A 25,574-nucleotide genomic window follows, 5' to 3' on the forward strand; every position below is an offset into this window, starting at 1 on the left:
CGCCCGGAAATCCGTCGCGGAAATCGCAAATAAATTTCGAGCGGGGAAACGCGAGGCGGAGTGACCGGTGGAAGCCTCGTCACGCGGCCGCGCACGTCATGAACGAAAACGACGATGCAATCGACCGGAAACGGCGCACGCATGGCACGTGACCGAAAGCGCACGACGGCGACACGCAGATCGCGTGCCGCCGTCCGGCAGGTGTTACTGACTCGCCGGCGTGTCCGGCTTCTTCTGCAGCTTCGGCGGCAAACGCCAGTTGCCGCTGTGCTGCAATCCGTCGACGAACTTCGTGCGCTCGTCGGGTGTCAGTGTCGCCGCGAAATCGACGACGCTGCGCTCGACCTGGGCACGCAGCGCCGTATCGGCCGCGCGCGTGCGATCGAGCGCGGCATCGATCGCCGCGCGATCGAGTTGCGGCGCGGCGAGCAGGTCCAGCACGGTGATCCGGCCGTCGCGCCCTTCCCGCGCGAAATCACGCCCGTCCTTGCGCGCGGCCTTCAGCGCGGCGGCGAATTCGCGCTGCCGCGCATCGGGCAATTCGTCCGCCGCGAAACGCAACGCGGTGCGCGAAGCAGGTGCGCCTGCCGCATGCAGGTCGCGATGCGTCGAGAACCACTGATACGCGCCGCCGCCGATCGCGCCGAGCACGAACACGTTCAGCACGACCGAGCCGACGAGGATGAATTTCCAGCCACGCTCAGTCATTCGTCGCTCCAGTCCGCGCTCGGGCCGCCGAACGTCGTCGTCAGATAGCCCGGTTCATGCTGCGACGCCGGCACGCTGCCGAGCATCAGCATCGACACGGCCACCGCGCCCGCGAGCGCACCGGCCAGGCCGACGCCCGCGAACGCCGCGCCCGACCACCACACGTTGCCACGCCTGCGTGCGCGCTGCGGCGCGGGCGCCGTCGCGACGATGCGCTCGACCAGCGACGGCGCGGGCGGCGCAATCATGTCGTTCGAGAGCCAGGCATCGAGGTCGGCCGCGTCGTCCAGTGCGAGCAATGCTTCGCGCGGGTTCGCTTGCGCCCACGCCTCGGCAGCCGCGCGCTCGCCGGCCGGCCAGCGCCGCGCGTCCGAGCCGTACGCGGCGACGATGGTACGAAATCGTTCGGGTGTCATCGCTTGTCCTCGCTAGGTGGGTCGCCGGCCAGCTGCGCGCGCAGGTTGCGCCTCGCGCGGGCGAGCAGGCTTTCCAGCGCATCGACGGTGATGCCCATCAGGTTGGCCGCTTCCACATTCGACATTTCCTGATAGTACTGGAGCACGAGCGCTTCCCGCTGCCTCGGCGGCAATGCGGCCAGCGCCTGCCGCACGCGCGTATCGCGCGAACGCAGCTCCGCCTGCGCGGCCGGCTCCGGTTGCGTGTCGGGCACGTCGGGCAGCGTATCGACGGGCTCCTCGCGGCGGCCGCGCAACCGGTCGTAGCACAGGTTCAGTACGACGCGATGCAGCCACGTATCGAAGCGCGCCTCGCCTTCGCGCCAGCGCGGCGCCTGATTCCAGATTCGCAAGAACGTCTCCTGCGCGACGTCCTCGGCTTCGTTCCGGTCGCCGAGCATGCGCGTCGCCAATGCGAGCAGCCGCGGCAGCTTGCGTGCGACGAGCACGCGCACTGCCGACGAATCGCGCGCGCCGACGCGCGCGACGAGTTCCGCGTCCGGATCGCGGTCGCCGCGATCGTTCAACGCCGCCTGCTCCGTCGCGCGGCGCGTCGGCACCGCACTGTCACGGCAGGGCACCCCGCCGCCCGGCTGAAGCTCATCGTCGTGCTCTCCTTGCGTGCGTCGGGCCATCACCGGACGGCGCCACACCGACTGTTCGGCGCCACCACGCGCATCGCGCGCCGCGTCGCACACGGCGTCGGCCATGCCCGTTTCATCGACATCCGGTTCGCGCGGCATATCGATCCTGTCTGCCGGCCACGCGACCGGCGGCCGGCGCGCTCAATATACGACGACCGGCGCGGGCCGGTAATACACCGGACGGGCCGGCACCACGACGCAGCCGGCCAGCACGATGGCTGCGGCCGCCAGTATCACGATGGTTCGGAAAGGCATGGCTTCGACTCATGATGTTGCATGAAGGATCCGCCGCGCGGGCACCGTGTGCCGCGCGACGGCGCACGCGTCACGCCCAGTGACCGGGTACCCATCGCCAGGCCGGCCCGCGCGCGGCCCAATGACCGGGCACCCAGTGGTAACCGACGCGCACCACTTGCCAGTGGCCCGGAATCCAGACGTAACGGCCCTGCTGCCAGTGCCAGTGCCCCTGATCCCAGACGTAGCCCGCGCGCGGCGCCGGCAGCACTTCGACGCGCGGCGGCGGCGGCGCGTAAGGCGCAACGATCACGGCCTGCGCGAACGACGCGGATGCCGCCAGCGCGGCCACGCATGCCGTGGCAAATCGCAATGGAACAGAAAGTTTCATGAAAGACTCCGAAGTAACGGGCATCGACCGGTTGCGGTCGTTCATGCGTTAAACGGCGCGGGCGAAACAATTCCGTCGCGGAGTCTGCAAATAAATTTCGGGGAGACCGGCGCGGCTGCGGCGCGTGCCGGATACCGCGCGGCGTGATCCCGCCTATCGGCCGCCACCCACGCCGGGTTGCGGTGCTGTCACAACGCGGCAAAACTGCCCTTCGACAATGCATGCGACCGGGATCCCGCTCGTTTCCGGCCCACGCCCCGGCCGCGCTCGCGCATGGCCGCGCGGTTCCACGTCTCGCGTCCCCACCAACGAAAACACCGACCATGTCGAACCAGGACACTCTCCCTGATCAGCCGAACGAGCCGGCCGCCTCGGTATCGCGTCGCGGCTTCCTGAAACTTGCCGGCGTCTCCGGCCTCGCCACCGCTGCCGGCGGTCTCGCAGCCACGCGCGCCGCCGCGTCGAATCCGGACGGCACGCCCGAACAGGTTCACCTGACGTGGGGCAACGACCCGACGTCCGAGGTCGTGATCTCGTGGGCGTCGCTCGCGCCGGCCGTCAATCCGCGCGCGCGCATCATCGCCGACGGCGAGGCTGCGCATACGGTGCACGGCGTCCAGCGCCTGTACACCGACGGCCTGAACGGCGAAACCGTGTTCGCGTACCACGCGCGGGTGCACGGGCTGAAGCCCGATACGCGCTACCGCTACGAGATCACCGCCGACAACGACAGCAACGCCGCGCAGCCGTTTTCCGCGAATTTCTCGACCGCGCCGCGCGGCCGGGCGCCGTTCCGCTTCACGAGCTACGGCGATCTCGCGACGCCGAACGGCGCGTGGGTGCTGTCGTCGCCGCAGAGCCGCTTCGCGGTGCAGGCGGTCGAGCAGTTCCAGCCGCTGTTCCACCTGCTGAACGGCGACCTCTGCTACGCGAACCTGAACCCCGCGCACCAGCCCGAGGTGTGGCGCGATTTCGGCAACAACAACCAGACGTCGGCCGCGAATCGCCCGTGGATGCCGTGCCCCGGCAATCACGAGATCGAGTTCAACAACGGCCCGCAGGGGCTCGACTCGTATCTCGCGCGCTATACGCTGCCGGAGAACGGCACGCACTTCCCCGGCCGCTGGTACAGCTTCCGCGTGAGCTCGGTGCTGTTCGTGTCGCTCGACGCAGACGATGTCGTGTACCAGGATGCCGCCGCGTTCGTCGGCGGCCCGGCGCCGCTCGTGCCGGCCGCCAGCACGGGCCGCCCGCCGATCGAACCCGGCACGTCGTTCTACGTGCGCGGCTACAGCAATGGCGAGCAGACGCGCTGGCTCGAACGCACGCTCCGTCATGCCGCCCATGACGACGACATCGACTGGATCGTCGTGCAGATGCACCAGGACGCGCTCAGCTCGTCGAAGACGGGCAACGGTTCAGACAAGGGTATTCGCGAAGCCTGGCTGCCGCTGTTCGACCGTTACGGCGTCGACCTCGTGTTATGCGGCCACGATCACGACTACGAGCGCAGCTACCCGGTGCGCGGCTGCAATCACCGCGCGGGCGTCGATGCGACGACCGGCGAAGTGGTCGAGACGCTGCAGCCGCGCCCGGTCGGCTCGAACGACCCGGACCGCATGAAGTTCGACACGAGCCACGGCACGATCCACCTGATCCTCGGCGGCGGCGGCACCAGCGCGCCGCTCGACGTGTACGGCGAGAACCCGTCGACCGGTTTTGCGCGCGCGAAGGTGTTCACGAAGCCGAACCGGCCGGTGCCGGGCACGGCGCCGAACACGTTCGTGCGCCAGCCGGCCGATGCGCTCGAGGATGCGATCTGGTCCGCGCGCCGCGACACGGGCACCGGCTACGGGATTGCGGTGTTCGACCACGACCCGGGCAAGCCGGGCGGTCACACGACGATCACGATGCGCTACTACCACGCGCCGGGCGCCGACCAGCAGCCGACCGCGCAGTACGAGCTGTTCGAGACGATCGAGCTGAGCAAGAAGCGGCACGAGCGGTGATCGTGCGGGCGCCCGCCGCGGCGGGCGCCGATTGCACTGCCATCGTGGGGCGGGATGTCGTGGCACGCGTTAGACTGCCCGGCTCGCACACCGGCCCACGACGATGAGTTTCGAATACCGCATCCACACGCTCCCGTCGGCCGACGCATTCGATGCCATCGCGAATGCACTGCGGCAAGCGCATGGCGGCATCGACATCGATCGCGGCCGACGACAGCTCGAGGTCCGCGATGACGAAGGCGGCTGGCCGCTGATCGGACTGACGACCGATGACGATGGCTTCTTCCTCGTTACGACGCTCGGGCCGACGCGGAACGCCATGCTCGACTCGATCGGGCACGCGTTGTCGGCAATCGGCGCGGCGTGGCGTATCGACGACGCGTGATCGGCTCCGCCTTCCAACGCGTCGCCTGAATCGGGCGCACACGCCGGTTTGCTGCCCCATCGACACTTGCCATTCGGCCCTCCCCGCTCCGCCCCTTTAAGCTACGCATATCCGGGCGAAACGCACCCTGCCGGCACCCGGCCCTCCCACGCCACGAGATGAGGTGTAAACCCTTATTTTTGCTTGGTCTATTCTCAATCTAAACTGTGTCTACAGTTTGTAGACAATGAAATCATGTCGAGACAGAAGCTTCAGACTGCCGCGCCGGATACCGAATCCGGCGGTTCGGCGGATCGCAAGAACGTAATGGCGGAGACGCTGCGGCGACGTATCGTGAGCATGGAGCTCGCGCCCGGCGCCGTGGTCGACGAGCTCGCGCTCAGCGAGGAGTTCGGGCTCTCCCGCCCGCCGGTGCGCGAACTGATGCGCCAGATGGCGGCGGAAGGCTATCTCGAGCTGGAGCCGAACCGGCCGGCCCGCGTGTCGCCGATGGGTTATCAGTCGCTGCGCAGCTTCTTCCTGGCTGCGCCGCTGATCTACGTTGCGACGACGCAGTTGGCCGCAAGCCACGCGACGGCGGAAGAAGTCGAACGGCTGAAGGCGATCCAGGCGCAGTTTCGCGCGGCGATCGAGCAGAACGATCTTCAGGCACGCGTGCTGCAGAACGACGCGTTCCACTTCGAGATCGGCCGGATCGCACGGAACGCCTACCTGATGCCGAGCCTGCGCCGCGTGCTGATCGATCACGCGCGCCTCGGCAAGATTTTCTACCGCTCGCCGACGACGAGCGACATGCAGCAGGACCTGGAAAAAGCGGTGGAGCAGCACGACGAGATCATCGAAGCGATTGCGCAGCGCGACGCGCAGCGCGCCGGTGAACTGGTCCGCAGCCACATGGAGCTGTCGCGCCGCCGCATGGCCGAGTACGTGATTCCCGAAGGCCTCGACGTACCCATCCAGTTCTGACCGCCGCACAAGACGGTGCACGCTCGATCGTGTGCCGCTTCTTCGCGATCACGATTAGTACTCTTTATCGATATCGGATTTAGGAATGCATAAGGTTACATCGCTCCCCGCCGACGACAGCATGTGCGGCTGGTATCACACCAGCCGGCAACGCCAGCCCAGGCCGTCGCACCGCGGGGAATCCGGCGCGCGCTGGGCCGTCGTCGGCGCGGGGTTCACCGGCCTCGCGGCAGCCCGGCAACTGGCGCTGAATTTCCCGGATGACGAGATCGTCCTCGTCGATGCACAGGAAGTCGGCTTCGGCACGTCGGGGCGCAACGCCGGTTTCGCGATCGACCTGCCGCACGACATCGGCGCCGAAGACTACATCGGCGACATCCCGACGGCCCGCACCACGCTGAAACTGAACGTGCTCGGCCAGACGATCCTGCGCCGGCTCGTCGCCGAGCACGGCATCGACTGCGCGATGAGCGCGTCCGGCAAATACCAGGCAGCCGTCGAAGCGCGCGGCATCGCCGTGCTCGATGCGTATCGTCGCGGCCTCGACAAGCTCGGGCAACCGTATGAAATGATCGAAGGCAAGGATTTGCCCGACCACATCGGCACGTCGTTCTACCGGAAGGCGCTGTTCACGCCCGGCACCGTGCTGATCCAGCCATCGGCGCTCGTGAAAGGGCTGGCCGACTGCCTTCCGCCGAATGTGACGCTGTACGAACACACGCCGATCACCGACGTCGAGTACGGCGACAGGATCGTGCTCGCGCATCGCAACGGCCGGATCACGGTCGACAAGCTGGTGCTCGCGAACAACGCGTTCGGCACACGCTTCGGCTTTCTGCAGCACACGATGCTGCCCGTATTTCTGTACGCGAGCCTGACACGCCCGCTGACCGGCGCCGAACAGGCGCAACTGGGCGGCAAGCCGTTCTGGGGCGTGATTCCGGCCGACCCGTTCGGCAGCACGCTGCGCCGCACGCACGACAACCGCATCCTGGTGCGCAACAGCTTCAGCTTCAACCCGGACGGACGGCCGCGGGAACAGTACCTGCCGCGCTTCGCCGATCGGCATCGGCTGTCGTTCGAACGCCGCTTCCCGATGCTGCCGGACGTCGAGTTCGAATACACGTGGAGCGGCTCCCTCGCGCTGTCTCGGAACCATAAGGGTTTCTTCGGCCAGCTTGCACCGAACGTCTACGGCGCGCTGTGCTGCAACGGCCTCGGCATCACGCGCGGCACCGTGACGGGCACGCTGCTCGCCGACTGGCTGGCCGGCAAGCGCGGCGACCTGATCGATTTCCTGCTGGAAACGTCGGGACCGAACCGTACCCCGCCACAACCGTTCCTGTCGGTCGGCGTCAACGCGACCCTCTGGTGGGGCCAACGCAAGGCGGGGCTCGAAAGCTGACCCGGCTGCGACGAACGTAGCGCCGGCAGGAAGCAACCGAAAAACCGATACGGATTCACGCATTACGCTTAGTAGACCATATCAATAGATCGAGCGATCGCATTCCGCGCTCAATTTCATGGAAGGAGACAGGCAATGTCAACGAATCGCAACTCCATCGAGGATGTCCCGCTCAATGGATTCCACCAGTTGCTCACGATCCGCTCGGGTGGCGGCTGGCTCATGGACGGCTACGTGTTGAGCATCATCGGCGTCGCGATGGTGCAGTTTTCGGCCGCGCTCAGCCTGACCAACTTCTGGCAAGGCATGGTCGCCGCGTCCGCGCTGATCGGCATCTTCTTCGGCGGTTTCATCGGTGGCTGGCTGAGCGATCGCCTCGGGCGGCAAAAGCCCTACTTCTTCGGCCCCGTCATCTTCTTCGTCTGCTCGCTCGCGCAGCTCTGGGTCCAGTCGGGTGAAGCACTGTTCGTGCTGCGCTTCCTGATCGGCATCGGCGTGGGCATCGAATACCCGGTCGCAGGCTCGCTGCTCGTCGAATTCATGCCGCGCAAGTATCGTGGGCCACGCCTCGCGATGCTGACGATCATCTGGTTCTTCGGCGCGGCGCTCGCCTATATTGTCGGCAACATCATCCTCGGGAGCGGCGGCCCCGACGCGTGGCGCTGGGTCCTGGCCAGCCCGGCCGTGATCGGCCTCGCCCTGTTCGCCGTGCGCATCGGCACGCCCGAATCGCCGCGCTGGCTGCTCAGCAAGGGCCGCACCGCCGAGGCCGACGAGGTCATCCGGAAAGTCTACGGCCCGTCGTTCTCGGTGAAGAACCTGCCGGAAGAACAAACCGGGAAGAAGATCTCGCTATGGGCGCTGCTGCACTCGGGCTACGGCAAACGGATGCTGTTCGTGTCGGTGTTCTGGAGCTGCTCCGTGATTCCCGTGTTCGCCGTCTACTCGTTTGCGCCGCGCGTACTCGAAGCGCTGCACCTGACCGGCAAGTGGGAATCCTATGGCTCCGTCGCGATCACACTGCTGTTCGTGGTCGGCTGCATCATCGCGACGCGGATCATCAACGAACTCGGCCGCCGCGCGATGGTGATCCACAGCTTCCTGTGGTCAGGCCTCGCGCTGCTGGGCCTCGGCGCATGCGCCGGCGGCTCGGCCGTGCTGATCCTCGTGCTGTTCGGCGCGTACGCGGTGTTGATCGGCGGCGCGCAGGTGCTGCAGCTCGTGTACCCGAACGAAATCTTCCCGACCGACATCCGCGCATTCGCCGTCGGCATGGGCGCGTCGCTGTCACGCATCGGCGCAGCCATCGGCACCTGGCTCGTGCCGATCGCGCTGCAGACAGTCGGCATCGGCAACACCATGTACGCAGCGGCCGCCGTCTCGTTCGTCGGGCTGGCCGCCTCGCTCGCACTGGCACCCGAGACGCGCTCGCTCAGCCTGCAGGAAGCCGGGTCGCTCAACCACTGAACCCCGTCACCGGTACGCCGCCGCGCTCGCGGCGGCGCGCCTTTCGTCAACCCGACCGTTTCCATTTCCGAGGAAGAACACCATGAATTTCGAAGGCATCTATACCCCGGCCATCACGCCCCTGAACGACGCCGGCCAGATCGACAAGACCGCTTTCGCCGACGTGATCGAATCGCTGATCGCAGCAGGCGTGCACGGCATCATCATCGGCGGCTCGACCGGCGAGTACTATGCGCATACCGCGCAGGAACGCTTCGACCTCGGCGCATGGGCGCGTGAAGTGATCGGCTCGCGCGTGCCGCTCGTCATCGGCACCGGCGCGGTGCGCACCGAGGATTCCGTCGAGTACGCGAAGGCGGCGAAGGCCGTGCGCGCCGATGCGATCCTGGTCGGCTCGCCGCCCTACGCGCTGCCCACGCAGCAGGAAAATGCGGCGCACGCGCTGGAGATCGATCGCGCGGCCAACCTGCCGATCATGCTGTACAACTACCCGGGCCGGATGAGCGTGTCGATGGACCGCGAGTTCTTCCGCACCGTCTGCGACGCGTCGAAGAACATCGTCGCGATCAAGGAAAGCTCGGGCCAGACCGGCCAGTTGCACATGCTGGTGCGCGAGTTCCCGAACATCGGCGTGTCGTGCGGCTGGGACGACCAGGCACTCGAATTCTTTGCATGGGGCGCGCGCAGCTGGGTGTGCGCCGGCTCGAACTTCCTGCCGGCCGAACACATCGCGCTGTACCGCGCGTGTGCGATCGAAAAGGATTTCGACAAGGGTCGCCGGATCATGTCCGCGATGCTGCCGCTGATGGACTTCCTCGAAGGCGGCAAGTTCGTCCAGTCGATCAAGTACGGCTGCGAACTCGCGGGGCTGCGTGCAGGTGGCGTACGCGCACCGCTGCGCGCGCTCGACGAGCAGGACAAGCAGGCGCTGGCGGCGATCGTTGCCGGCATCAAGCGTGAAGTCGCTGCCATCACCGGAGGCAACGCCTGATGGCCGACCTGCTCAGCGCGTCCGAATACACGGCGCTGGCCGCGGAACTGCGGTTCCCGGCCGGGCCGTTCATCGATGGCGCATTCCGCACGGCCAGCTCCGGCGACACGTTCGCGACCGTCAATCCGGCCACCGACGCCGTGCTCACGCACATTGGCGCATGCAATGCCACGGACGTCGACATCGCAGTCGCCAATGCGAAGCAGGCGTTCGACGACGGCCGCTGGCGCAAGCTGGCGCCTTCGCACCGCAAGGCCGTCCTGCTGAAATTCGCCGGCCTGCTCGAGCAACATGCGCACGAACTCGCGACGATGGAAAGCCTCGACAGCGGCAAGCCGATCCGCGAATGCCAGAACACCGATGTGCCCGAGACGATCCATACGATCCGCTGGCACGCCGAGCTGATCGACAAGATCTACGACAACACGGCGCCGGTCGGCAGCCACGCGCTGGCGCTGGTCGTGCGCGAACCGATCGGTGTCGTCGGCCTCGTGCTGCCGTGGAATTTCCCGCTGCTGATGCTCGCGTGGAAGATCGGCCCGTCGCTCGCGGCCGGCTGCTCGGTCGTCGTGAAACCGGCGAAGGAAACCACGCTCACCGCGCTGCGTGTCGCGGAACTCGCGCACGAAGCCGGCGTGCCGGCCGGCGTCTTCAACGTACTGCCGGGCGGCGGCAAGGAAGTCGGCGAGCCGCTGGGCCGGCACGCGGACGTCGACATGGTGAGCTTCACCGGGTCGACGGACACCGGGCGGAAGTTTCTCAAGTACTCGGCCGAATCCAACCTGAAGCGCATCGTGCTAGAGTGCGGCGGCAAGAATCCGGCGGTCGTGCTGCCCGATGCGCCCGATCTCGATGCGGTCGCGCAGCACATCGTCAACGGCGCGTTCTGGAACATGGGCGAGAACTGTTCGGCGTCGTCGCGGCTAATCGTCCATGCCGACGTCAAGGACGACCTGCTGCAGCGTATCGGCGTGCATTTGCAAGACTGGAAGATGGGCAACCCGCTCGACCCGGCGCATCGCATCGGTGCAATGGTCAGCAAGGCCCACTTCGAGAAAGTGCGGTCGTATCTCGTACAGGCCGAAGCGGAGCGCTTGCACGTCGCGTTCGGCGGCCGGACCGATGACGGGATTTTCGTCGAGCCGACGGTGATGGATGGCGTCGGTCGGCACAGCCGGCTGTTCCGCGAAGAAATCTTCGGTCCCGTGCTGTCGGTGACGACGTTTACCGACATCGCCGACGCAATCGCACTCGCCAACGACTCGGTCTACGGGCTCGCCGCATCGGTCTACACCGGTAACCTGAACCACGCGATCCGGCTGTCGCGCGAGATCCGCGCGGGCGTCGTGACCGTCAACTGCTTCGGCGAAGGCGACGTGACGACGCCGTTCGGCGGCTACAAGGAATCCGGCTTCGGCGGCCGTGACAAGTCGGTCTGGGCGCACGACCAGTACACCGAGATCAAGACCATCTGGATCGACGTCCCCGCGGATCCCGCATAAGCGCGCCGCATTGCATGGCCGGTTGCGACCGCCACCTCGTGTGGGGATCGCAACCGGATTTTTCCGCTCGCGACGACGGCACGCACGAGCGGCCCCGTATCATCCGAAATCGAATTGGCATGTTGAAACAGGCAGGAAGCATGAAACGCAAGAACAAGGCAACGCTCGCCGGGCTCGGCGCGGTGGTGTTGTGGGCCTCGGTGGTCGCGCTCGTCCGCGGCGTCAGTGAAAGTCTCGGCGCGACCGGCGGCGCCGCGATGATCTATACGGTGGCGTCCGTGCTTCTGCTGTTTTCGGTCGGCTTCCCCGATCTAAGCAAGTTCCCGAAAAGCTATCTGCTCTGGGGCGGGCTGCTGTTCGTCTCGTACGAGCTGTGCCTCGCGCTGTCGATCGGCTATGCGAGCAACGGGCAGCAGGCGATCGAAGTCGCGATGGTCAACTATCTGTGGCCGAGCCTCACGCTGGTCGCGGCCATCGTATTCAACAAGCAGCGTGCGAACCTGCTGGTCGTGCCGGGCGTCCTGCTGTCGATGCTCGGCATCTGCTGGGTGCTCGGCGGCGACCGCGGCCTCGATCCGTCCGGCATGCTGCGCAACGTCGCGGACAATCCGCTGAGCTATGGCCTTGCATTCATCGGCGCGCTGATCTGGGCCGGCTATTGCACGGTGACGGCACGCCTCGCCGACGGCAAGAACGGCGTCACGCCGTTCTTCATGCTGGTTGCCGCGGTGCTCTGGATCAAGTTCGCGATGGAAGGCGGCGGCGGCATGACGTTCAGCTTTCACGCGGTCCTGTATCTCGTGCTGGCAGCGTCCGCGCTGGGATTCGGCTATGCGGCCTGGAATACCGGCATCATGCACGGCAACGTGACGGTCATCGTCGGCGCGTCGTACTTCACGCCGGTGCTCGCCGCCGCGTTCGCCGCGACGCTGCTGCATGCGCCGCTGTCGGTCGAATTCTGGCAAGGCGCGTTGATGGTGTGCGGCGGGTCGATCCTGTGCTGGCTCTCGACGCGCAGCCGACGCAAGGACAATGCCGCGCCCGTTCGCGTCGGCAAAGTGGCCGAAGGCGATTGCCACGGATGACACTGCCTGGCGTAATCGGCGCAAGGCTGGCTTGCAGCCAGCCGTTCCCCCAAGCGTCGGCCATCGCGCCCTAGCTTCGCGACTCCAGCGCGATCCGTACGGCCAGTCCGGCCAGCACGGTGCCCATCAACCAGCGCTGGGCCGACGCCCAGAGCGGCCGCCCCGCGAGAAAGCCCGCGATCGAACCGGCCGTGCACGCGATCAGCGCATTCACGCTGACGCTCACCGCGATTTGCACGCAGCCCAACACCAGCGATTGCGCCAGCACGCTGCCGTGGCCCGGCGAGATGAATTGCGGCAACAGCGACAGATACATCACCGCGATCTTCGGGTTCGCCAGGTTCGTGACGAAACCCATCGTGAACAGCCTCGCACGGCTGTCATGCGGCAATTGCCGGACCTGGAACGCCGAGTGGCCACCGGGTTTCAGCGCCTGCCACGCCAGGTAGGCGAGATACAGCGCGCCGGCAAGGCGCAGCGCGTCGTACGCATACGGCACGGTCATCACCAGCGCGGTAATGCCGAATGCCGCGCATACCATGTAGAACACGAACCCAAGCGCGACGCCGCCGAGCGACACGAGCCCGGCACGGCGGCCCTGGCAGATCGCGCGCGACACCAGGTAGATCATGTTCGGTCCGGGCGTCAGCACCATGCCGAGCGACACGAGTCCGAACGCAAACAGGGTGGGCAAGGCCGGCACGGCAATCTCCTTCAGGGCAACGGGGCGAGGTCCGATCAATATATTGCATGCCGACAATTGTCGGCATGAATAAACTGCAAGCCGCCCATGAACCCCGTTCATCGCGCCGCCCTCCCTCTACCCTCTCCTTTTCGTGCGTGCGTGGATCGCCTTCCCCGCCTTCGCCCGTTGCGCGTCGACGAGCCTCACGAATTCATCGGTCACCGCGTTGCCGGCCGTGTTCCACGCCAACCGCACGGAACGATGCAGCCGCGGCGACAGGTCCAGCACGCGGCCGCCGAACGGCGTGTACGTGAGCGTGATGCGCGGCACGATCGACACGCCCATCCCGGCCTCCGCCATCGACAGGATGGTACGCATCTCCACCACGTTGAACGCGGCCTGCAGCGGCGCGCCGCCGCGCGCGAAATAATCCGCGATCACCGGCCCGCACCCGGCCTTCGAAAAAATGAACGGCGCCGCGGACAACTGCCTGGCCGACACGCTCTTGCGGCCGGCGAACATCCCGTCGGCCGCCACCGCGACGAAATCCTCGTCGAGCAGCGGCAGGTTGTGCGCGAAACTCTTCGTGCCGGCCACCACGCCGACGTCGGCCGTCCCGTCGTCGATCCATCCTTCGACTTCACTGTCCGTGCCTTCGAGCAGCACCGCCGATACGCCCTCGTGCTGCTCCTTCAACGCCTCGAGCGCGGGGGCGACGAACGCCAGCGACACGCTCGGCAACGACGCGACCACCAGCCGCCCTTCGAGCTTGCCGCGCGACAGGCTGAACTGCTGGCGCAACATCTGTGCTTCACGGACGACGCTCTGGACGTACGGCCACAGGCGTTCGCCCGCGGCCGTCAGGACGACGGGCTGCCGGTCGCGCCAGAGCAGCTTGACCTGCGTGATGTCCTCCAGCTCGGTCAGCGCATGGCTGATCGCGGACTGGCTGCGGCTGAGCCGGTCGGCGGCGGCCGTGAGCGAACCGAGTTCGACTACGGCCGCCAGGGCCTGCAACTGGGCAAGCGTCATCGGATTTCCTTGTTTCGATGGCATGTATTCGCCGCATGATGCGGCAAACCATCATGAATTATATTGAATCGGCGCCATCGCACGGAACGCCGCGCCCGCACCACGCCGGGGTCGAGCCGGACATCGTCGGCAGCGCTCAGGTAAGATGCACGCTCGATCCGCCGCGCCCTTGCCTGCGCACCGGCCGGCGGTCGATTAGCCAGGTTGAACCACGCCACCGCGTTGCCCATGCTTGCCGGCACGACCTGCCGGCCTGGACCGGAGCCGCGCGCCCGCCGGCCGCACACGAGGCGGCGCCATGCGATCGCATGACCGGTTCAAGCCAGACAAAAACGAACGCGTGCGAAACGCACGCGACCGCAACGGGCTCCGTCGACAGCGCTCGCTGCCGGATATGCCGCGACATGCCATTCCATGATTCATTTCAATCTGACTGAAGGTGTGCTGGTTTCCAGCCTGCAGGCGCTCACCGTGCTCGACCTGGCCGGCATCGCCATTGCGCTGCTGCTGGGCGGCATGGCCAAGGGCATCACGGGGATCGGCGTGCCGCTGATCGCGATGCCGATCCTCAGCCAGTTCCTGCCGATCCGGCATGCGGTGCTGCTGCTGTCGATGCCGATCATCCTCGGCAACATTCCGCAGGCGCTGGAAGGCGGCCAGGTGCTGGCGACGGCCCGGAAAATCGCCGCGCCGATCGCAGGCACGGTGATCGGCAATATCGTCGGCGTCGCGATCCTGCTGTCGCTCAATCCGGGGCACGCGCAGGCGGCCTCCGGTGCGCTCCTGATCGTGGCCGCGGCGCTGATGCTCGCCGCGCCGAAACTCAACCTGCCGGAAGCGTGGCAGAAGCCGGTCGGGTTCGCGCTCGGCTTCGGCGCGGCGCTGATGGAAAGCATCGCGTCGGTTCCCGGGCCGCTGCTCGCGACCTACCTGATTTCATCCGGCGCGACCGGCCGTGTGTTCACGAAGCAGATCGCGATCATCCTCGTGGTGTCGATCGTCACGCTGATCACGACGTTCAGCGGCGCCGCGCATGCAAGCGCCGCCGATCTGGCGATCTCGGCGGCGGCCAGCCTGCCGGCCATCGCCGGCATGTGGCTGGTTCGCCCGCTGCGGGACAAGATGTCGCCGAAAATCTTCCGGATGGTGGTCCTGCTGTTCGTGCTCGTCGCGGCGTCGCAAATGATCTGGAAATCGGGCGTGTTGCGGCACGGCAGCCCGCACGTCGCGCAGGGCGACAGCGCACACGCGGTCCGGAACCAGCAAGCGGCGCCATCACCGGTCGCGCATGCGTTCTGAAAGCTGCAACGCGTAGTATTCGCGGACCCGGCGTATCGCTCCGGCCTGCGACGCCGACGATACGCTGCCGACTGTGCTGTTCGCACGCTGATGCCGACATCGGCGCTGCCACGTTTTCAGAGACACGAAATGGAAACCTATGTGTTGCTGGGCTGCGGGTTCGGCCTTGGCCTGTTGATCGCGATCTGGGGCATCTGGTCGCTCAGATAAGGCGACCGGCCCCGTCCATGCGCAAGCAATCCGTATGGCGATGGACGGGAAACTGTAGTTTGCCGCCATGCCTTCAGCCACATTGCTTCGCACTCCGATCCAGCCATCCGGCAGCATCGGTCATGCGTGCCGCTCCGCCTTCGACGGCACGCGCGACCGGGCTTCACGGAAGCGCACGCACTCGGCCTTGAGCCAGTCCGAAAAGGCGGCGGTCCGCGGGTCGTCCGGGTTGCGTGACAGCAGCACGTAGCGCGCCGGCGCACGCACGTGTGCGCCGAACACATCGACGAGCCGTCCGCTCTGAATCTCGTCATGCACGAGCGCCGCGCGCGCAATCGCGACACCCTGATGGTTCAACGCGGCCGTGATCGCCAGGCTGGAAAAATTGAACTGAGGCCCGTCCAGATGCGCGATCCACGCCGGCCGGACGGCCTCCAGCCACGTACGCCACTCGACGAACTCGGGTGCGCCGTCCCACGGCGCGGCATCGTGCAGCAACACGACGCCGTCCGGCGACTCCCCGCTGGCGAACGCCGGATGCTGCGCCAGATACGCCGGCGTGGCGACCGGGAACAGGATCTCGTCGAGAATGACCTCGGCATGCAGTCGACCGTATTGCACGGGGTCATAGCGCACGGCCACGTCGATGTCGCCGGTCTCCATCGCCTCGCGGTCCAGCACCTGGAATTCGGCCTGCACACGCACCGACACGGCCGGCTGCTGCCGGTGAAACCCGGTCAGGCGCGGCATCAGCCACTGCAATGCAAGCGATGGCAGACAACTGACCTGCAGCGGCGCATCCGACATGCCGAGCGCCTGAAGCGTGCGATGAATATCGCCGATTGCGCCCGACATCGTCCCGAGCAGGATCGCGCCCTTCTCCGTCAGCCTCAACCCGCGCGCCTGGCGCACGAACAGCGGATAACCCAGCCGGTCCTCCAGATTCCGGATCTGCTGGCTCACGGCGCTTTGCGTCAGGTTGAACGCCTGCGCCGTCTTCGTGAAGCTCAACAGCCGGCCGGCCGTTTCAAAGCAGAGCAACGCACCGAGGATCGAACCGTCCAGTCTCATCTATATAAGTCAGGCTAATGTATGGATTAGAAATCGGCGCTTTTGCGCAGTCGCCTTGAATCGTAGCATTTCAGCCTGGTATCCCGCTCAACGAACACGAGGCTGCTCCGTGACCGCACCGCTTCAACCCGCCGATCTATTAGCCAGACTGCAATCCCGCCAACCGCTGCTGTGGCTGAACCCGGACACCGGCCGCCCGTTGCCGCAGGGCGCGCCTTCGCTCGACGCGATCGCGGCGGCCGAAGCGAGACTGGCGCGCTGCGAGCCGCTGATGGCCGAACTGTTTCCGGAACTCGCGGCCACCGCCGGAAAAATCGAATCGCCGCTGATGCCGGCGGACGACTTGCAGCACGCGTTGTCGCCCACGGGCGACGCGCACGGCGCCTGGTTCATCAAGCGCGACGACGCATTGCCGATCGCCGGTTCGATCAAGGCGCGCGGCGGCTTTCACGAAGTGCTCGCGCTCGCCGAGTCGATTGCGATCGAACACGGGCTGCTCGCCCCGGCGGGCGACCGGCGGATCCTCGCGTCGGCCGCTGCGCGCGCGTTGTTCGCCACGCATACCGTCGTCGTGGGCAGCACCGGCAATCTCGGCTTGAGCATCGGCGTGATGGCCGCCGCGCTGGGGTTCGAATCGGTCGTCCACATGTCGACCGACGCGAAGCCGTGGAAGAAGGCGCGCCTGCGAAACCGTGGTGTCCGCGTGGTCGAGCACGACGGCGATTACGCGCAAGCGGTCGCCGCCGGTCGATCGCAGGCTCGCGATCAACCGCGCTGCCATTTCGTCGACGACGAAGGCTCGCCGATGCTGTTCCTCGGCTACGCCGCGAGCGCCCGGCATCTCGCCGCGCAGCTTGCCGAATCGGGCCGCCGCGTGGACGCCGCGCATCCGCTCTTCGTTCATCTCCCGTGCGGAGTCGGCGGCGCGCCGGGCGGCATCACGTATGGCCTCAAGGCGCTGTTCGGCGAGCACGTGCATTGCTTTTTCGCCGAGCCTGTCGCGGCGCCATGCATGCTCGTCCAGCTCGCCGCCGGCGCAGGCAGGCCGGTGTCGGTCTACGACATCGGCCTCGACAACCGGACTGAAGCCGATGGCCTGGCGGTCGCACAGGCCTCACATCTGGTCAGCCCGCTGATGGCGTCGCAGTTGTCGGGCGTCTTCACGGTCAGCGACGCACAGCTCTACGCGCAGTTGCTCGCGGTTCAACGCGCCACGGGAGTGGAACTGGAGCCGTCGGCCGCAGCCGCCGTCGGCGGGCCGGGCTGGTTGGCCCAATCACCGGCCGGCAGGGACTACCTGCGCCGCCACGCGATCGACATGCGCGCGTCCACGCACGTTATCTGGGCAACCGGCGGCTCGCTCGTTCCGCCGGAAGAACATCGTCGCTTCCAGTCTCACGCGAAGGCGCTCGCCGTGCCCGGCGCCTGACGCGTACCGCCGGCGCTCTGCCCCGTTCCCGAAGACCGGTTAGACTGTCCGGATGGAACAATGCCGTTATTGCCAGAGAATCCGCGATGAATGGGATTGCCACGGGGACGAATGCCGCCGGGCAATCGCCAAGGCGCTGCGCCGGCAGCGTGCGGGCCTGCCGATGGTGCCCGATCGCATCCGCAACGAACTGCCGTCCGGCGCGCCGACCCAGCAGGTGATCGCCGTCCTGTCGCGGCAGCGCCTGCGCGCGCGCCGCGGCAACGAGGAACGCCGGGAGCGCAAGGAAATCGACGACGACGTCTGATCCGGCCCCCCCGCCACCCGCCTGCATCCATCTCCGCTTTCCGCAACCGCCGGGCGCCCGCCCGTGCACGCCGTCCGCGCCGCGCCCCCATCGCCGTTCCATTACAGATCCGGCAATATCCAATGGGGACCGAAGAGATTTATCGCGGAATTATTACTCCACGGGCAACGATCTTTCACCAAAACTCACGTTTACCCTAGGTCAGCCGACGCCTACGATGTAATCAACCGCTTACGACATGGTGTCGAACGCGGAAAGCCAACAAACATCGGAGGTCATCATGAAATCGCTCGTTTCCGCAGTCGTTGCAGCCGTTGCCCTGTCCGCTTCGTTCGGCGCATTCGCCCAAAGCACCGTGACCCGCGCCCAGGTGCGCAACGAACTGGTCCAGCTCGAAAACGCCGGCTACAAGCCGGGCCTGTCGAGCCCGTACTACCCGGCCGACATCCAGGCTGCCCAAGCCCGCGTACGCGGCGCCGACAACAGCGGCTACGGCGCACAACCAGCCGCAACCGTCCAGGGTGGTGCACCGGCCGTCAAGCCGCAAAGCGCGCACGACTCGGTCTACTTCGGCCACTAAGCCTGCCGCTGCGCGCATCGCGCGCAGTCCGGCGATGCAACGAGCCCGTCCATGACGGGCTCGTTGCGTTTGCAGCGCATGTTTTGCCGACCGATGATCAGCGGCTGCCGCCCGATGCGACCCGGTCGCCTTCATCCCTCGCGACACCACCGCGGACCAGATCCTGATAACGCACGCATGCGCACTGCGCGGACGCCTTCGCGGCGTACATCGCCGCGTCGGCCTTGACGAGCAGTTCCTCGGCCGACGCGCCGTCGGCCGGAAACTCGCTGACGCCGATGCTTGCGCCGACCGCCACACGCCGATCGCCGAACTCCAGTTCCTCGGCCAACACGATCTGGATGCGCGACGCGACATCGCCGATTACCGCAGGCGAACGTACGTCCGCGATCAACACGATGAATTCGTCGCCGCCGAGTCGCGCGACCATGTCGCCGTTGCGCAGCACGAGGCTCAGCCGCTTCGCGACCGCGACGAGCGTGCGATCGCCGGCCGAGTGGCCGTGCTGGTCGTTGATCTGCTTGAAGCGGTCGAGGTCGACGAACATCACGGCCAGCCCTTCGCGCACGGCCGCCGCATGCCGGATTGCGGCATCGAGATGCTCCATGAACAACAGGCGGTTCGGCAGCGCGGTCAGCGGGTCATGGCCGGCGAGGTGCGCAAGCTCCTGCTGCTTCGCACGCAGCATCGCGACCTGCGTGCGGATCTCGACACGCATGCTGTCGAAACAGCGCGCGAGCACGCCGATCTCGTCGGCACGCGCGATCGGCAGTTGCTCGGCGGCCGAATCGTCGAACACGTGCGTCGCGGCACGCGCCAGCGTCTGCAGCGGCCGCGTGATCGCACGCGCGAACAGGATCGCGAGGATCACCGCCAGCAGGCTCGACACGAGCACCATCCGGACGATCCGCTCGCCGAGCACGCCGGCCGGCGCCAGCACGTCCGCGAGCGGACGCGCCATGCCGAGCACGACGAAGCGGTTGCCCTCGTCGTGCCCGAACGGCGTGTGCGTGAACGCGTACATCTGGCCCGGCGCCTCGTCGGGCTGAGCGAGGCCATTGAACGTCACGTTCGCTTGCGCGTTGTCGAACAACGCGCGCGTGGCGGTGAAGCGGTCCTGCATCAGCACGCGCCGGCCGCGATCGAAACCGAACGTCTGCGCCGGATCGGGATGCACGAGAAAATCGCCCCACTCGTTCGCGAGATAGACCGCATAGTCTTCCGGCAAGTCACGCTCGAGCCGGTCGAACACGCGCGAAAGCTCGACGTCGACGACGAGCGCGCCGACCGTCCGCCCCGACGTATCGACGACCGGCGTGCCCACCCGCAGGATCGGCAGTCCTTCGGCCGCGTGCGATCCCGTCTCGTGGTTGATCACGATCGGCGACAGGTAGATGTGGCCGGGCGCGGTCGCGAGCGTATCGAATACATAGGAAAACTGCCCTTTCTCCTGGAATGCGTTTTCGGGCAGCACGACGATGCCGCGCGCATCGCGATCGACACGGATGCGTTCGATCCCGAAATGCCCGCTCGCGATCAGGCGGATCTGCAGGTATTCCGGATGGTTTCTCATGAAGCTGTAATACACCTGCTCGAGTCGCGTGCGTCGTGCGATGTCCGGCTCGTCGGCACCGGCAACGAACGCGGACGACGGCAACTGCGCGAGCACGAGCGCATCGTCGGCGACGTCCGCCAGCGCGGTCGTGAAGCGTTGCCCGAGCAGTTGCGTCGACATCAGCAGGCTGTGCTGCGCTTCCTGCACGAGCATCGCGCGGTTGGCGCGATACGCGTAGTAGCCGGTCGTGCCGGACGCGATCACGCCGATGCAGGCGAACAGCACCGACAGCTTCGACGTGAGGCCGAGGCGGATCATTTTCCGAACCGCTCCGGCCGGTCGCCCGACACGATGCGGCTCCACAACGATTCGCGGCGCGCGATGTTCTCGACGGGCTGGAGCCACACGAGATGCTGGTGCCCGGTGTCGAGGCCCGACGGCGGCTCGAGCGTATTCGCGAGCCCCTGGCGCTCGGTCAGCAGCGTGCCGATTGCCGGCTCGAGCATGTAGTTGATCCACGCGAACGCGAGCTCGGGGCGTTGCGCGCCGCGCGTGACGGCCCAGCAGTCGAGCCACGCGAGCGCGCCCTCTTCCGGGATCACGTAGCCGACGTCCGCACCCGCGCGCCGCAGCAGTTCGACCTGCTGCGTGCCGTAGTTGCCGAACATCAGCGCCGCGCGATGCTGGACGAACAGCGCAGTCGCCTCTTCGGGAAGCGTGTAATACGTCAGCAGGTTGCGGCGCAGGTCGATCAGCTTGCGCGCGACCGCGAGCGTCTGCGTGGACGACAGCCGAAACGGATCGGAATAACCGAGCGCGAGCGCGGTGAACGAGAAATTGTGCTGCGCGCTGTTGAAGTCGAGCACCTTGCCGCGGTAGCGCGGATTCCACAGCTCGCGCATCGAGCGCGGCGCGGCCGGTACCTGCTTGCGGTCGTAGATCAGCCCCATCGACGAATACGTGAACGGGATCGCGTAGGTCTCGCCGTCCTGCACGAGCCCGCCGATCGTCGCGAGCTGCTGGAAGTTCGGCAACTGTCGCCGCCGGTTCGGGATGCGCGCCAGGTCGATCGGCGCGAGCAGCCGATCATGTGCATAGCGCTGGATCTCGGCCGTATTCGCGGCCAGCACGTCGTACGGCGGCGGCGACGCGCTGTGCATCCGCGACCACAGCGCTTCGTCGGAATCGACGAACGTCACTTCGACGCGCGCGTGGAACTGGGCCTCGAACGCACTGACGACGTCGCTGTCCGCATAGCCGGGCCACGCGAGCACGCGCAGCACGTTGTCGTTGACGGTTTCGGGAGAAGCGGCGAAAGCCGGCGGCACGGGCGCAAGCAAGCCCGCTGTCAATATGATGAGCAGCCCGAGCACGGCACCGCGTGCGCGCATGCGCGCACCGATTCCCCTGATCAATCGGACCCCGTGTGAATCCCCCGGCTGCATTCGACTGTCCTTTTTCGAGTCGATGCGATATCACGCAACGAGACCATAAATCGTACGGTCGCGCAATTGGAAGAAGCCGTACGCGGCATGCACCTTCGCCGGCGCCGGCGACGGAATGCGACGCAGTTACCCCGGCCTGCTTCGGGCCGTGAACACGAACGTCAGCGCCACGCCTGCGTGAACTCGGCGATCACGCGCGACAGGTGCGCACGCATCGCTTCACGTGCGCCGCTTGCGTCGCGCGCCATGATCGCCGCGAAGATCCGCTGGTGATCCTCCTGCGACGCCTCGCGCAGCGCGGTCGAGTGGAAATGCTCCTCGATCTTGTCCCACAGCGGATCGCTGCGCGCGCAGTCCCACATCGCAGTGACCATGTGCAGCAGCACCGTGTTGCCGGTCGATTCGGCAATCCGCAGATGAAACTGGCGATCGGCTGCGTCGTACGCGGCCTTGTCGTCCATCTGCTCGCGCATCGTCGTCAGCGAGAAAAACAGGCGGTCGAGATCGGCGTCCTTGCGTTCGGTCGCCGCGAGCGCCGCGACTTCCGCCTCGATCAGACCGCGCGCGCGCAGCGTCTCGATCGGCCCCGGGCCGCGCGGCACCTCGAACGTCACCGGCCGCGCGGCATCGGCCGCCGACACATAGATGCCCGAGCCGATCCGCACTTCGACGATCCCCTGCACCTCGAGCGCGATGATCGCCTCGCGCACCTGCGTGCGGCTCACGCCGAACTGGTCGGCCAGGCTGCGCTCCGACGGCAACCGCGCGCCGGCTTCGAACGCGCCAGCGGCCACCATCGCGTGAATCTGCCGCGCAAGGCCGATATAGGAGCGGTCCGCGGCGTCGGTGTCACGGCTGGCGGGCAGGCTGGAAAGATCGGTCATCGAAAGGCTCGCAACGGGCTGGCTGGCGCCGTCGCGGCACCGGATCGCCAAAATGGTACACCAATTTCGGCCAGCAACCGGATTGGCCTTTCGGCCAATGTTGCAGGGCATCGCCGGAAGCGTTACACCGGCCAGCGCCTGTGCGGACAACTGGTAAACCACTATCCCTCGAAACTGGCATACCAATCATAATCGGCACACCGACGACGGGCCGGCATGCTGCCGCCCGGTCGTCCGTGCATGAACCGCCAGCCAGGAGCCGCTCCAGTGAAGATGTCTTTCCGTTGGTACGGCGAGTCCGATCCGGTCTCGCTGCAATACATCCGCCAGATCCCGGGCGTCACGCATATCGTGTCCGCGATCTACGACGAACCGGTGGGCGAGGTCTGGCCCGCGCACAAGATCGATGCGCTGAAAGCGTCGATCGAGCACGCCGGCCTGCAATTCGAAGTCGTCGAATCGGTACCCGTCCACGAGGACATCAAGCTCGGCAAGCCGGGCCGCGACCGCCTGATCGACCACTACCGTCAGACGATCCGCCACCTCGGCGCGGCCGGCATCCGCGTCATCTGCTACAACTTCATGCCGGTGTTCGACTGGACCCGCACCGAGCTGTCGAAGACGCTCGACGACGGCTCGACCTGCCTCGCGTTCAGCACCGACGCGGTCGACCGGATCGATCCGAACGACGGCATCGCGCTGCCCGGCTGGGATTCGAGCTACCGGCCCGAACAGCTGCGGGCGCTGCTCGCCGAGTATCGCGACGTCGACGAGGCCGCGCTGTGGGCGAACCTCGAATATTTCCTGAAGGCGATCATCCCCGTCGCCGAGGAAGCCGGCGTGAAGATGGCGATCCACCCCGACGATCCGCCGCGCCCGATCTTCGGGCTGCCGCGCATCGTGAAGAACCGCGACGATCTCGCGCGGATCCTGCGCATCGTCGACACGCCCGCGAACGGGCTGACGCTGTGCTCGGGCTCGCTCGGCGCGGGCCCGCAGAACGACGTCGAAGCGCTGGTGCGCGAATTCGGCGCGATGGGCCGCATCCACTTCGCGCACATCCGCAACGTGAAGGTCGACGCGAACGGCAATTTCGAGGAAACCGCGCACCTGTCGAACTGCGGCTCCCTCGACATCGCCGCGATCGTGAAGGCGTACCACGACACCGGCTTCACCGGCTACGTGCGCCCCGACCACGGCCGCATGATCTGGGGCGAAACGGGCAAGCCCGGCTATGGCCTGTACGACCGCGCGCTCGGCGCGGTCTACCTGAACGGCCTGTGGGAAGCGCTCGCGAAGTTCGGCACCACACCGCACGCAGCACGGTAATCCGCCCATCGAGGCGGCCGGCGCAGCGGATCGCCGGTCGCCCGTCACGACATTCCGCACGGAGACACCGCATGCCACGCATCCGATGGGCCATGATCCTGATGTGCTTCCTGGCCAACGTCATCAACTTCATCGACCGCGCGAACCTCGCGATCGCGGCGCCCAGCATCCGCGCCGACCTCGGCCTCGACGCGGTCGGCATGGGGCTCGTGCTGAGCGCGTTCTTCTGGACCTACGCGTTCCTGCAACTGCCGGCCGGCTGGTTCATCGACAAGGTCGGCGTGCGCGTGAGCCTCGCGCTGGCCGTCGGCTGGTGGTCGGTGTTCACCGTCGCGACGGGCGCCGCGCGCGGCCTCGCGCAACTCGTCGGCGTGCGGTTGATGCTCGGCGTCGGCGAAGCGGCCGCGATCCCGTCGTTCGCGAAGGTGGCGTTCAACTGGTTCCCGCGCAGCGAACGCGGGCTCGCGAGCAGCATCTTCGACAGCGGCTCGCGCGTCGGCTCCGCGCTGTCGCTGCCGCTCGTTGCGTGGCTGATCTCGATCGTCGGCTGGCGCGGGTCGTTCGTGATCACGGGCGGCATCGGCATCGTGTGGGCACTGGCGTGGTGGTTCGTCTATCGCGACCCGGAACGCTACCGCGCGATCGCGCCCGATGCCGTCGATGCGCTGCTCGCGCAACGCGCCGCACCGGCCGTTGCGGCCGCAACCGACGGCCCGAAGGTGTCGTGGCTCGACCTGTTCCGCTACCGCACCGTGTGGGGGATGATGATCGGCCTGTTCTGCCTGAACTTCGCGATCTACTTCTTCATCACGTGGTTCCCGAGCTACCTGCTGCAGTCGCGCGGCTTCTCGCTCGCGTCGCTCGGCACGTGGGGCATGCTGCCCGCGCTGCTCGCGATTCCGGGCGGCTGGCTCGGCGGCTATGTGTCGGACAGCCTGTTCCGCCGCGGCTGGAGCGCGACCGCCGCGCGCAAGACCTGCCTCGTGCTCGGGATGCTGCTGTCGTCGTCGATCGCGCTGTCGGCGTTCGTCGAAAACGTGTGGGCGTGCCTCGGGCTGTTCGCGCTCGCGTATGCCAGCCTGTCTTTCGCCGGCGCCAACGTGTGGACGCTCGTCGGCGAAGTCGCGCCGACACCGGCACACGTCGCGTCGCTCGGCGGCATCCAGAACTTCGCGGGCAATCTCGCGGGAATCTTCATCACGACGTTCACGGGCGTGATGCTGTCGATCACGAAAGGCTCGTTCGTCGTACCGCTCGCGGCGGCCGGCGCGCTGTGCGTCGTCGGCGCGCTGTCGTACCTGTTCATCGTCGGCAAGGTCGAGCCGCTGCCGCCGCTGCGTGGCGGCGCAAACGGGCGGAATCCGGAGCCGAGCGCGGCCTGACGCCTCGGGAAAGCGCGGCCGGCACCGCGCGCTTTCCTTTTCTTCGCGCCCGTCGGACAATGACCCGCGCCTGCCGGCGCGGCGCCACTTCGGCCCGTGCGCGGCGACGGCGCGCTCCGCCCAG

Annotated in this window: 24 protein-coding genes; 14 read left to right on the forward strand and 10 right to left on the reverse strand. The window is 67.0% G+C overall.

Annotated features, from left to right (window positions below):
* Positions 1–204 precede the first annotated feature (204 nt).
* The 4 genes from HWX87_RS02785 to HWX87_RS02800 all read right to left on the reverse strand — a co-directional run bounded on the left by HWX87_RS02785 (position 205) and on the right by HWX87_RS02800 (position 2,432).
* Positions 205–708, reverse strand: coding sequence for a periplasmic heavy metal sensor (locus HWX87_RS02785; protein WP_176045560.1), 504 nt, complete (start codon positions 706–708; stop codon positions 205–207).
* Complete coding sequence (locus HWX87_RS02790) at positions 705–1,124, reverse strand: hypothetical protein (protein WP_176045561.1); 420 nt, start codon at positions 1,122–1,124, stop codon at positions 705–707. The genes HWX87_RS02785 and HWX87_RS02790 overlap by 4 nt, the downstream gene beginning before the upstream one ends.
* Positions 1,121–1,906 carry an RNA polymerase sigma factor gene (locus HWX87_RS02795; protein ID WP_176045562.1) on the reverse strand — a complete coding sequence of 262 codons (786 nt, stop codon included), beginning with the start codon at positions 1,904–1,906 and terminating at the stop codon, positions 1,121–1,123. Before HWX87_RS02795 ends, HWX87_RS02790 begins: the two co-directional genes overlap by 4 nt.
* Positions 1,907–2,132: 226 nt before the next feature.
* The gene (locus tag HWX87_RS02800; RefSeq protein WP_176045563.1) at positions 2,133–2,432 is read right to left on the reverse strand and encodes a YXWGXW repeat-containing protein; all 300 of its coding nucleotides are present in this window, start codon (positions 2,430–2,432) and stop codon (positions 2,133–2,135) included.
* A 323-nt stretch (positions 2,433–2,755) separates the two neighbouring features.
* On the opposite strand from HWX87_RS02800, the gene HWX87_RS02805 reads away from it, so the two are divergent.
* The 8 genes from HWX87_RS02805 (at position 2,756) to yddG (ending at position 12,242) form a co-directional block, all read left to right on the forward strand.
* On the forward strand, positions 2,756–4,441 hold the full coding sequence (locus HWX87_RS02805) for a metallophosphoesterase family protein (RefSeq protein WP_176045564.1): 1,686 nt from the start codon (positions 2,756–2,758) through the stop codon (positions 4,439–4,441).
* A gap of 103 nt (positions 4,442–4,544) precedes the next feature.
* Positions 4,545–4,826: a hypothetical protein gene (locus HWX87_RS02810; RefSeq protein ID WP_176045565.1), complete on the forward strand. Its 282-nt coding sequence runs from the start codon at positions 4,545–4,547 to the stop codon at positions 4,824–4,826.
* A gap of 234 nt (positions 4,827–5,060) precedes the next feature.
* The gene (locus HWX87_RS02815) at positions 5,061–5,792 is read left to right on the forward strand and encodes a GntR family transcriptional regulator (RefSeq protein WP_176045731.1); all 732 of its coding nucleotides are present in this window, start codon (positions 5,061–5,063) and stop codon (positions 5,790–5,792) included.
* A gap of 85 nt (positions 5,793–5,877) precedes the next feature.
* A complete protein-coding gene (locus HWX87_RS02820; protein WP_176045566.1) occupies positions 5,878–7,197 on the forward strand; it encodes an FAD-binding oxidoreductase in 1,320 nt (439 codons plus the stop codon).
* Positions 7,198–7,332: 135 nt separating this feature from the next.
* The gene (locus HWX87_RS02825) at positions 7,333–8,664 is read left to right on the forward strand and encodes an MFS transporter (protein WP_176045567.1); all 1,332 of its coding nucleotides are present in this window, start codon (positions 7,333–7,335) and stop codon (positions 8,662–8,664) included.
* 82 nt (positions 8,665–8,746) lie between these two features.
* On the forward strand, positions 8,747–9,655 hold the full coding sequence (locus HWX87_RS02830) for a dihydrodipicolinate synthase family protein (protein WP_176045568.1): 909 nt from the start codon (positions 8,747–8,749) through the stop codon (positions 9,653–9,655).
* Complete coding sequence (locus tag HWX87_RS02835) at positions 9,655–11,157, forward strand: aldehyde dehydrogenase (protein ID WP_176045569.1); 1,503 nt, start codon at positions 9,655–9,657, stop codon at positions 11,155–11,157. Before HWX87_RS02830 ends, HWX87_RS02835 begins: the two co-directional genes overlap by 1 nt.
* 140 nt (positions 11,158–11,297) lie before the next feature.
* Positions 11,298–12,242, forward strand: a complete 945-nt coding sequence (yddG, locus tag HWX87_RS02840; protein WP_176045570.1) for an aromatic amino acid DMT transporter YddG — start codon at positions 11,298–11,300, stop codon at positions 12,240–12,242.
* Between the two features lie 70 nt (positions 12,243–12,312).
* Here yddG and HWX87_RS02845 read toward each other — a convergent pair whose 3' ends face one another.
* On the reverse strand, positions 12,313–12,945 hold the full coding sequence (locus HWX87_RS02845; protein ID WP_176045571.1) for a LysE family translocator: 633 nt from the start codon (positions 12,943–12,945) through the stop codon (positions 12,313–12,315).
* A 117-nt stretch (positions 12,946–13,062) separates the two neighbouring features.
* Positions 13,063–13,959 (reverse strand): LysR family transcriptional regulator, encoded by an 897-nt coding sequence (locus HWX87_RS02850; RefSeq protein WP_176045572.1) that lies wholly within the window; start codon positions 13,957–13,959, stop codon positions 13,063–13,065.
* 414 nt (positions 13,960–14,373) lie between these two features.
* Here HWX87_RS02850 and HWX87_RS02855 point away from each other — a divergent pair, with 414 nt between their 5' ends.
* Complete coding sequence (locus HWX87_RS02855; RefSeq protein ID WP_176045573.1) at positions 14,374–15,258, forward strand: sulfite exporter TauE/SafE family protein; 885 nt, start codon at positions 14,374–14,376, stop codon at positions 15,256–15,258.
* Positions 15,259–15,588: 330 nt separating this feature from the next.
* Here HWX87_RS02855 and HWX87_RS02860 read toward each other — a convergent pair whose 3' ends face one another.
* Positions 15,589–16,479 (reverse strand): LysR substrate-binding domain-containing protein, encoded by an 891-nt coding sequence (locus HWX87_RS02860; RefSeq protein ID WP_244137582.1) that lies wholly within the window; start codon positions 16,477–16,479, stop codon positions 15,589–15,591.
* A gap of 169 nt (positions 16,480–16,648) precedes the next feature.
* On the opposite strand from HWX87_RS02860, the gene HWX87_RS02865 reads away from it, so the two are divergent.
* The 3 genes from HWX87_RS02865 to HWX87_RS02875 all read left to right on the forward strand — a co-directional run bounded on the left by HWX87_RS02865 (position 16,649) and on the right by HWX87_RS02875 (position 18,855).
* Positions 16,649–17,968, forward strand: a complete 1,320-nt coding sequence (locus HWX87_RS02865; protein ID WP_176045732.1) for a D-serine ammonia-lyase — start codon at positions 16,649–16,651, stop codon at positions 17,966–17,968.
* A gap of 52 nt (positions 17,969–18,020) precedes the next feature.
* Positions 18,021–18,275 (forward strand): hypothetical protein, encoded by a 255-nt coding sequence (locus HWX87_RS02870; RefSeq protein WP_027791787.1) that lies wholly within the window; start codon positions 18,021–18,023, stop codon positions 18,273–18,275.
* Positions 18,276–18,555: 280 nt separating this feature from the next.
* Complete coding sequence (locus tag HWX87_RS02875) at positions 18,556–18,855, forward strand: DUF4148 domain-containing protein (RefSeq protein WP_175903883.1); 300 nt, start codon at positions 18,556–18,558, stop codon at positions 18,853–18,855.
* A 97-nt stretch (positions 18,856–18,952) separates the two neighbouring features.
* Here the strand turns inward: HWX87_RS02875 and HWX87_RS02880 are convergent, their stop codons facing one another.
* The 3 genes from HWX87_RS02880 to HWX87_RS02890 form a co-directional block, all read right to left on the reverse strand.
* A complete protein-coding gene (locus HWX87_RS02880) occupies positions 18,953–20,728 on the reverse strand; it encodes a GGDEF domain-containing protein (protein WP_176045575.1) in 1,776 nt (591 codons plus the stop codon).
* Positions 20,725–21,855 (reverse strand): extracellular solute-binding protein, encoded by a 1,131-nt coding sequence (locus tag HWX87_RS02885; protein ID WP_176045576.1) that lies wholly within the window; start codon positions 21,853–21,855, stop codon positions 20,725–20,727. The genes HWX87_RS02880 and HWX87_RS02885 overlap by 4 nt, the downstream gene beginning before the upstream one ends.
* Positions 21,856–22,016: 161 nt before the next feature.
* A complete protein-coding gene (locus HWX87_RS02890) occupies positions 22,017–22,739 on the reverse strand; it encodes a FadR/GntR family transcriptional regulator (RefSeq protein ID WP_176045577.1) in 723 nt (240 codons plus the stop codon).
* Positions 22,740–23,006: 267 nt separating this feature from the next.
* Between HWX87_RS02890 and uxuA the strand changes: the two genes are divergently transcribed.
* Positions 23,007–24,068: a mannonate dehydratase gene (gene uxuA, locus HWX87_RS02895; protein WP_176045578.1), complete on the forward strand. Its 1,062-nt coding sequence runs from the start codon at positions 23,007–23,009 to the stop codon at positions 24,066–24,068.
* A 71-nt stretch (positions 24,069–24,139) separates the two neighbouring features.
* On the forward strand, positions 24,140–25,450 hold the full coding sequence (locus HWX87_RS02900) for an MFS transporter (RefSeq protein WP_176045579.1): 1,311 nt from the start codon (positions 24,140–24,142) through the stop codon (positions 25,448–25,450).
* The last annotated feature ends 124 nt before the right edge of the window (positions 25,451–25,574 follow it).

Source organism: Burkholderia sp. BCC1644 (genome assembly GCF_902833225.1).
GTDB lineage: Bacteria > Pseudomonadota > Gammaproteobacteria > Burkholderiales > Burkholderiaceae > Burkholderia.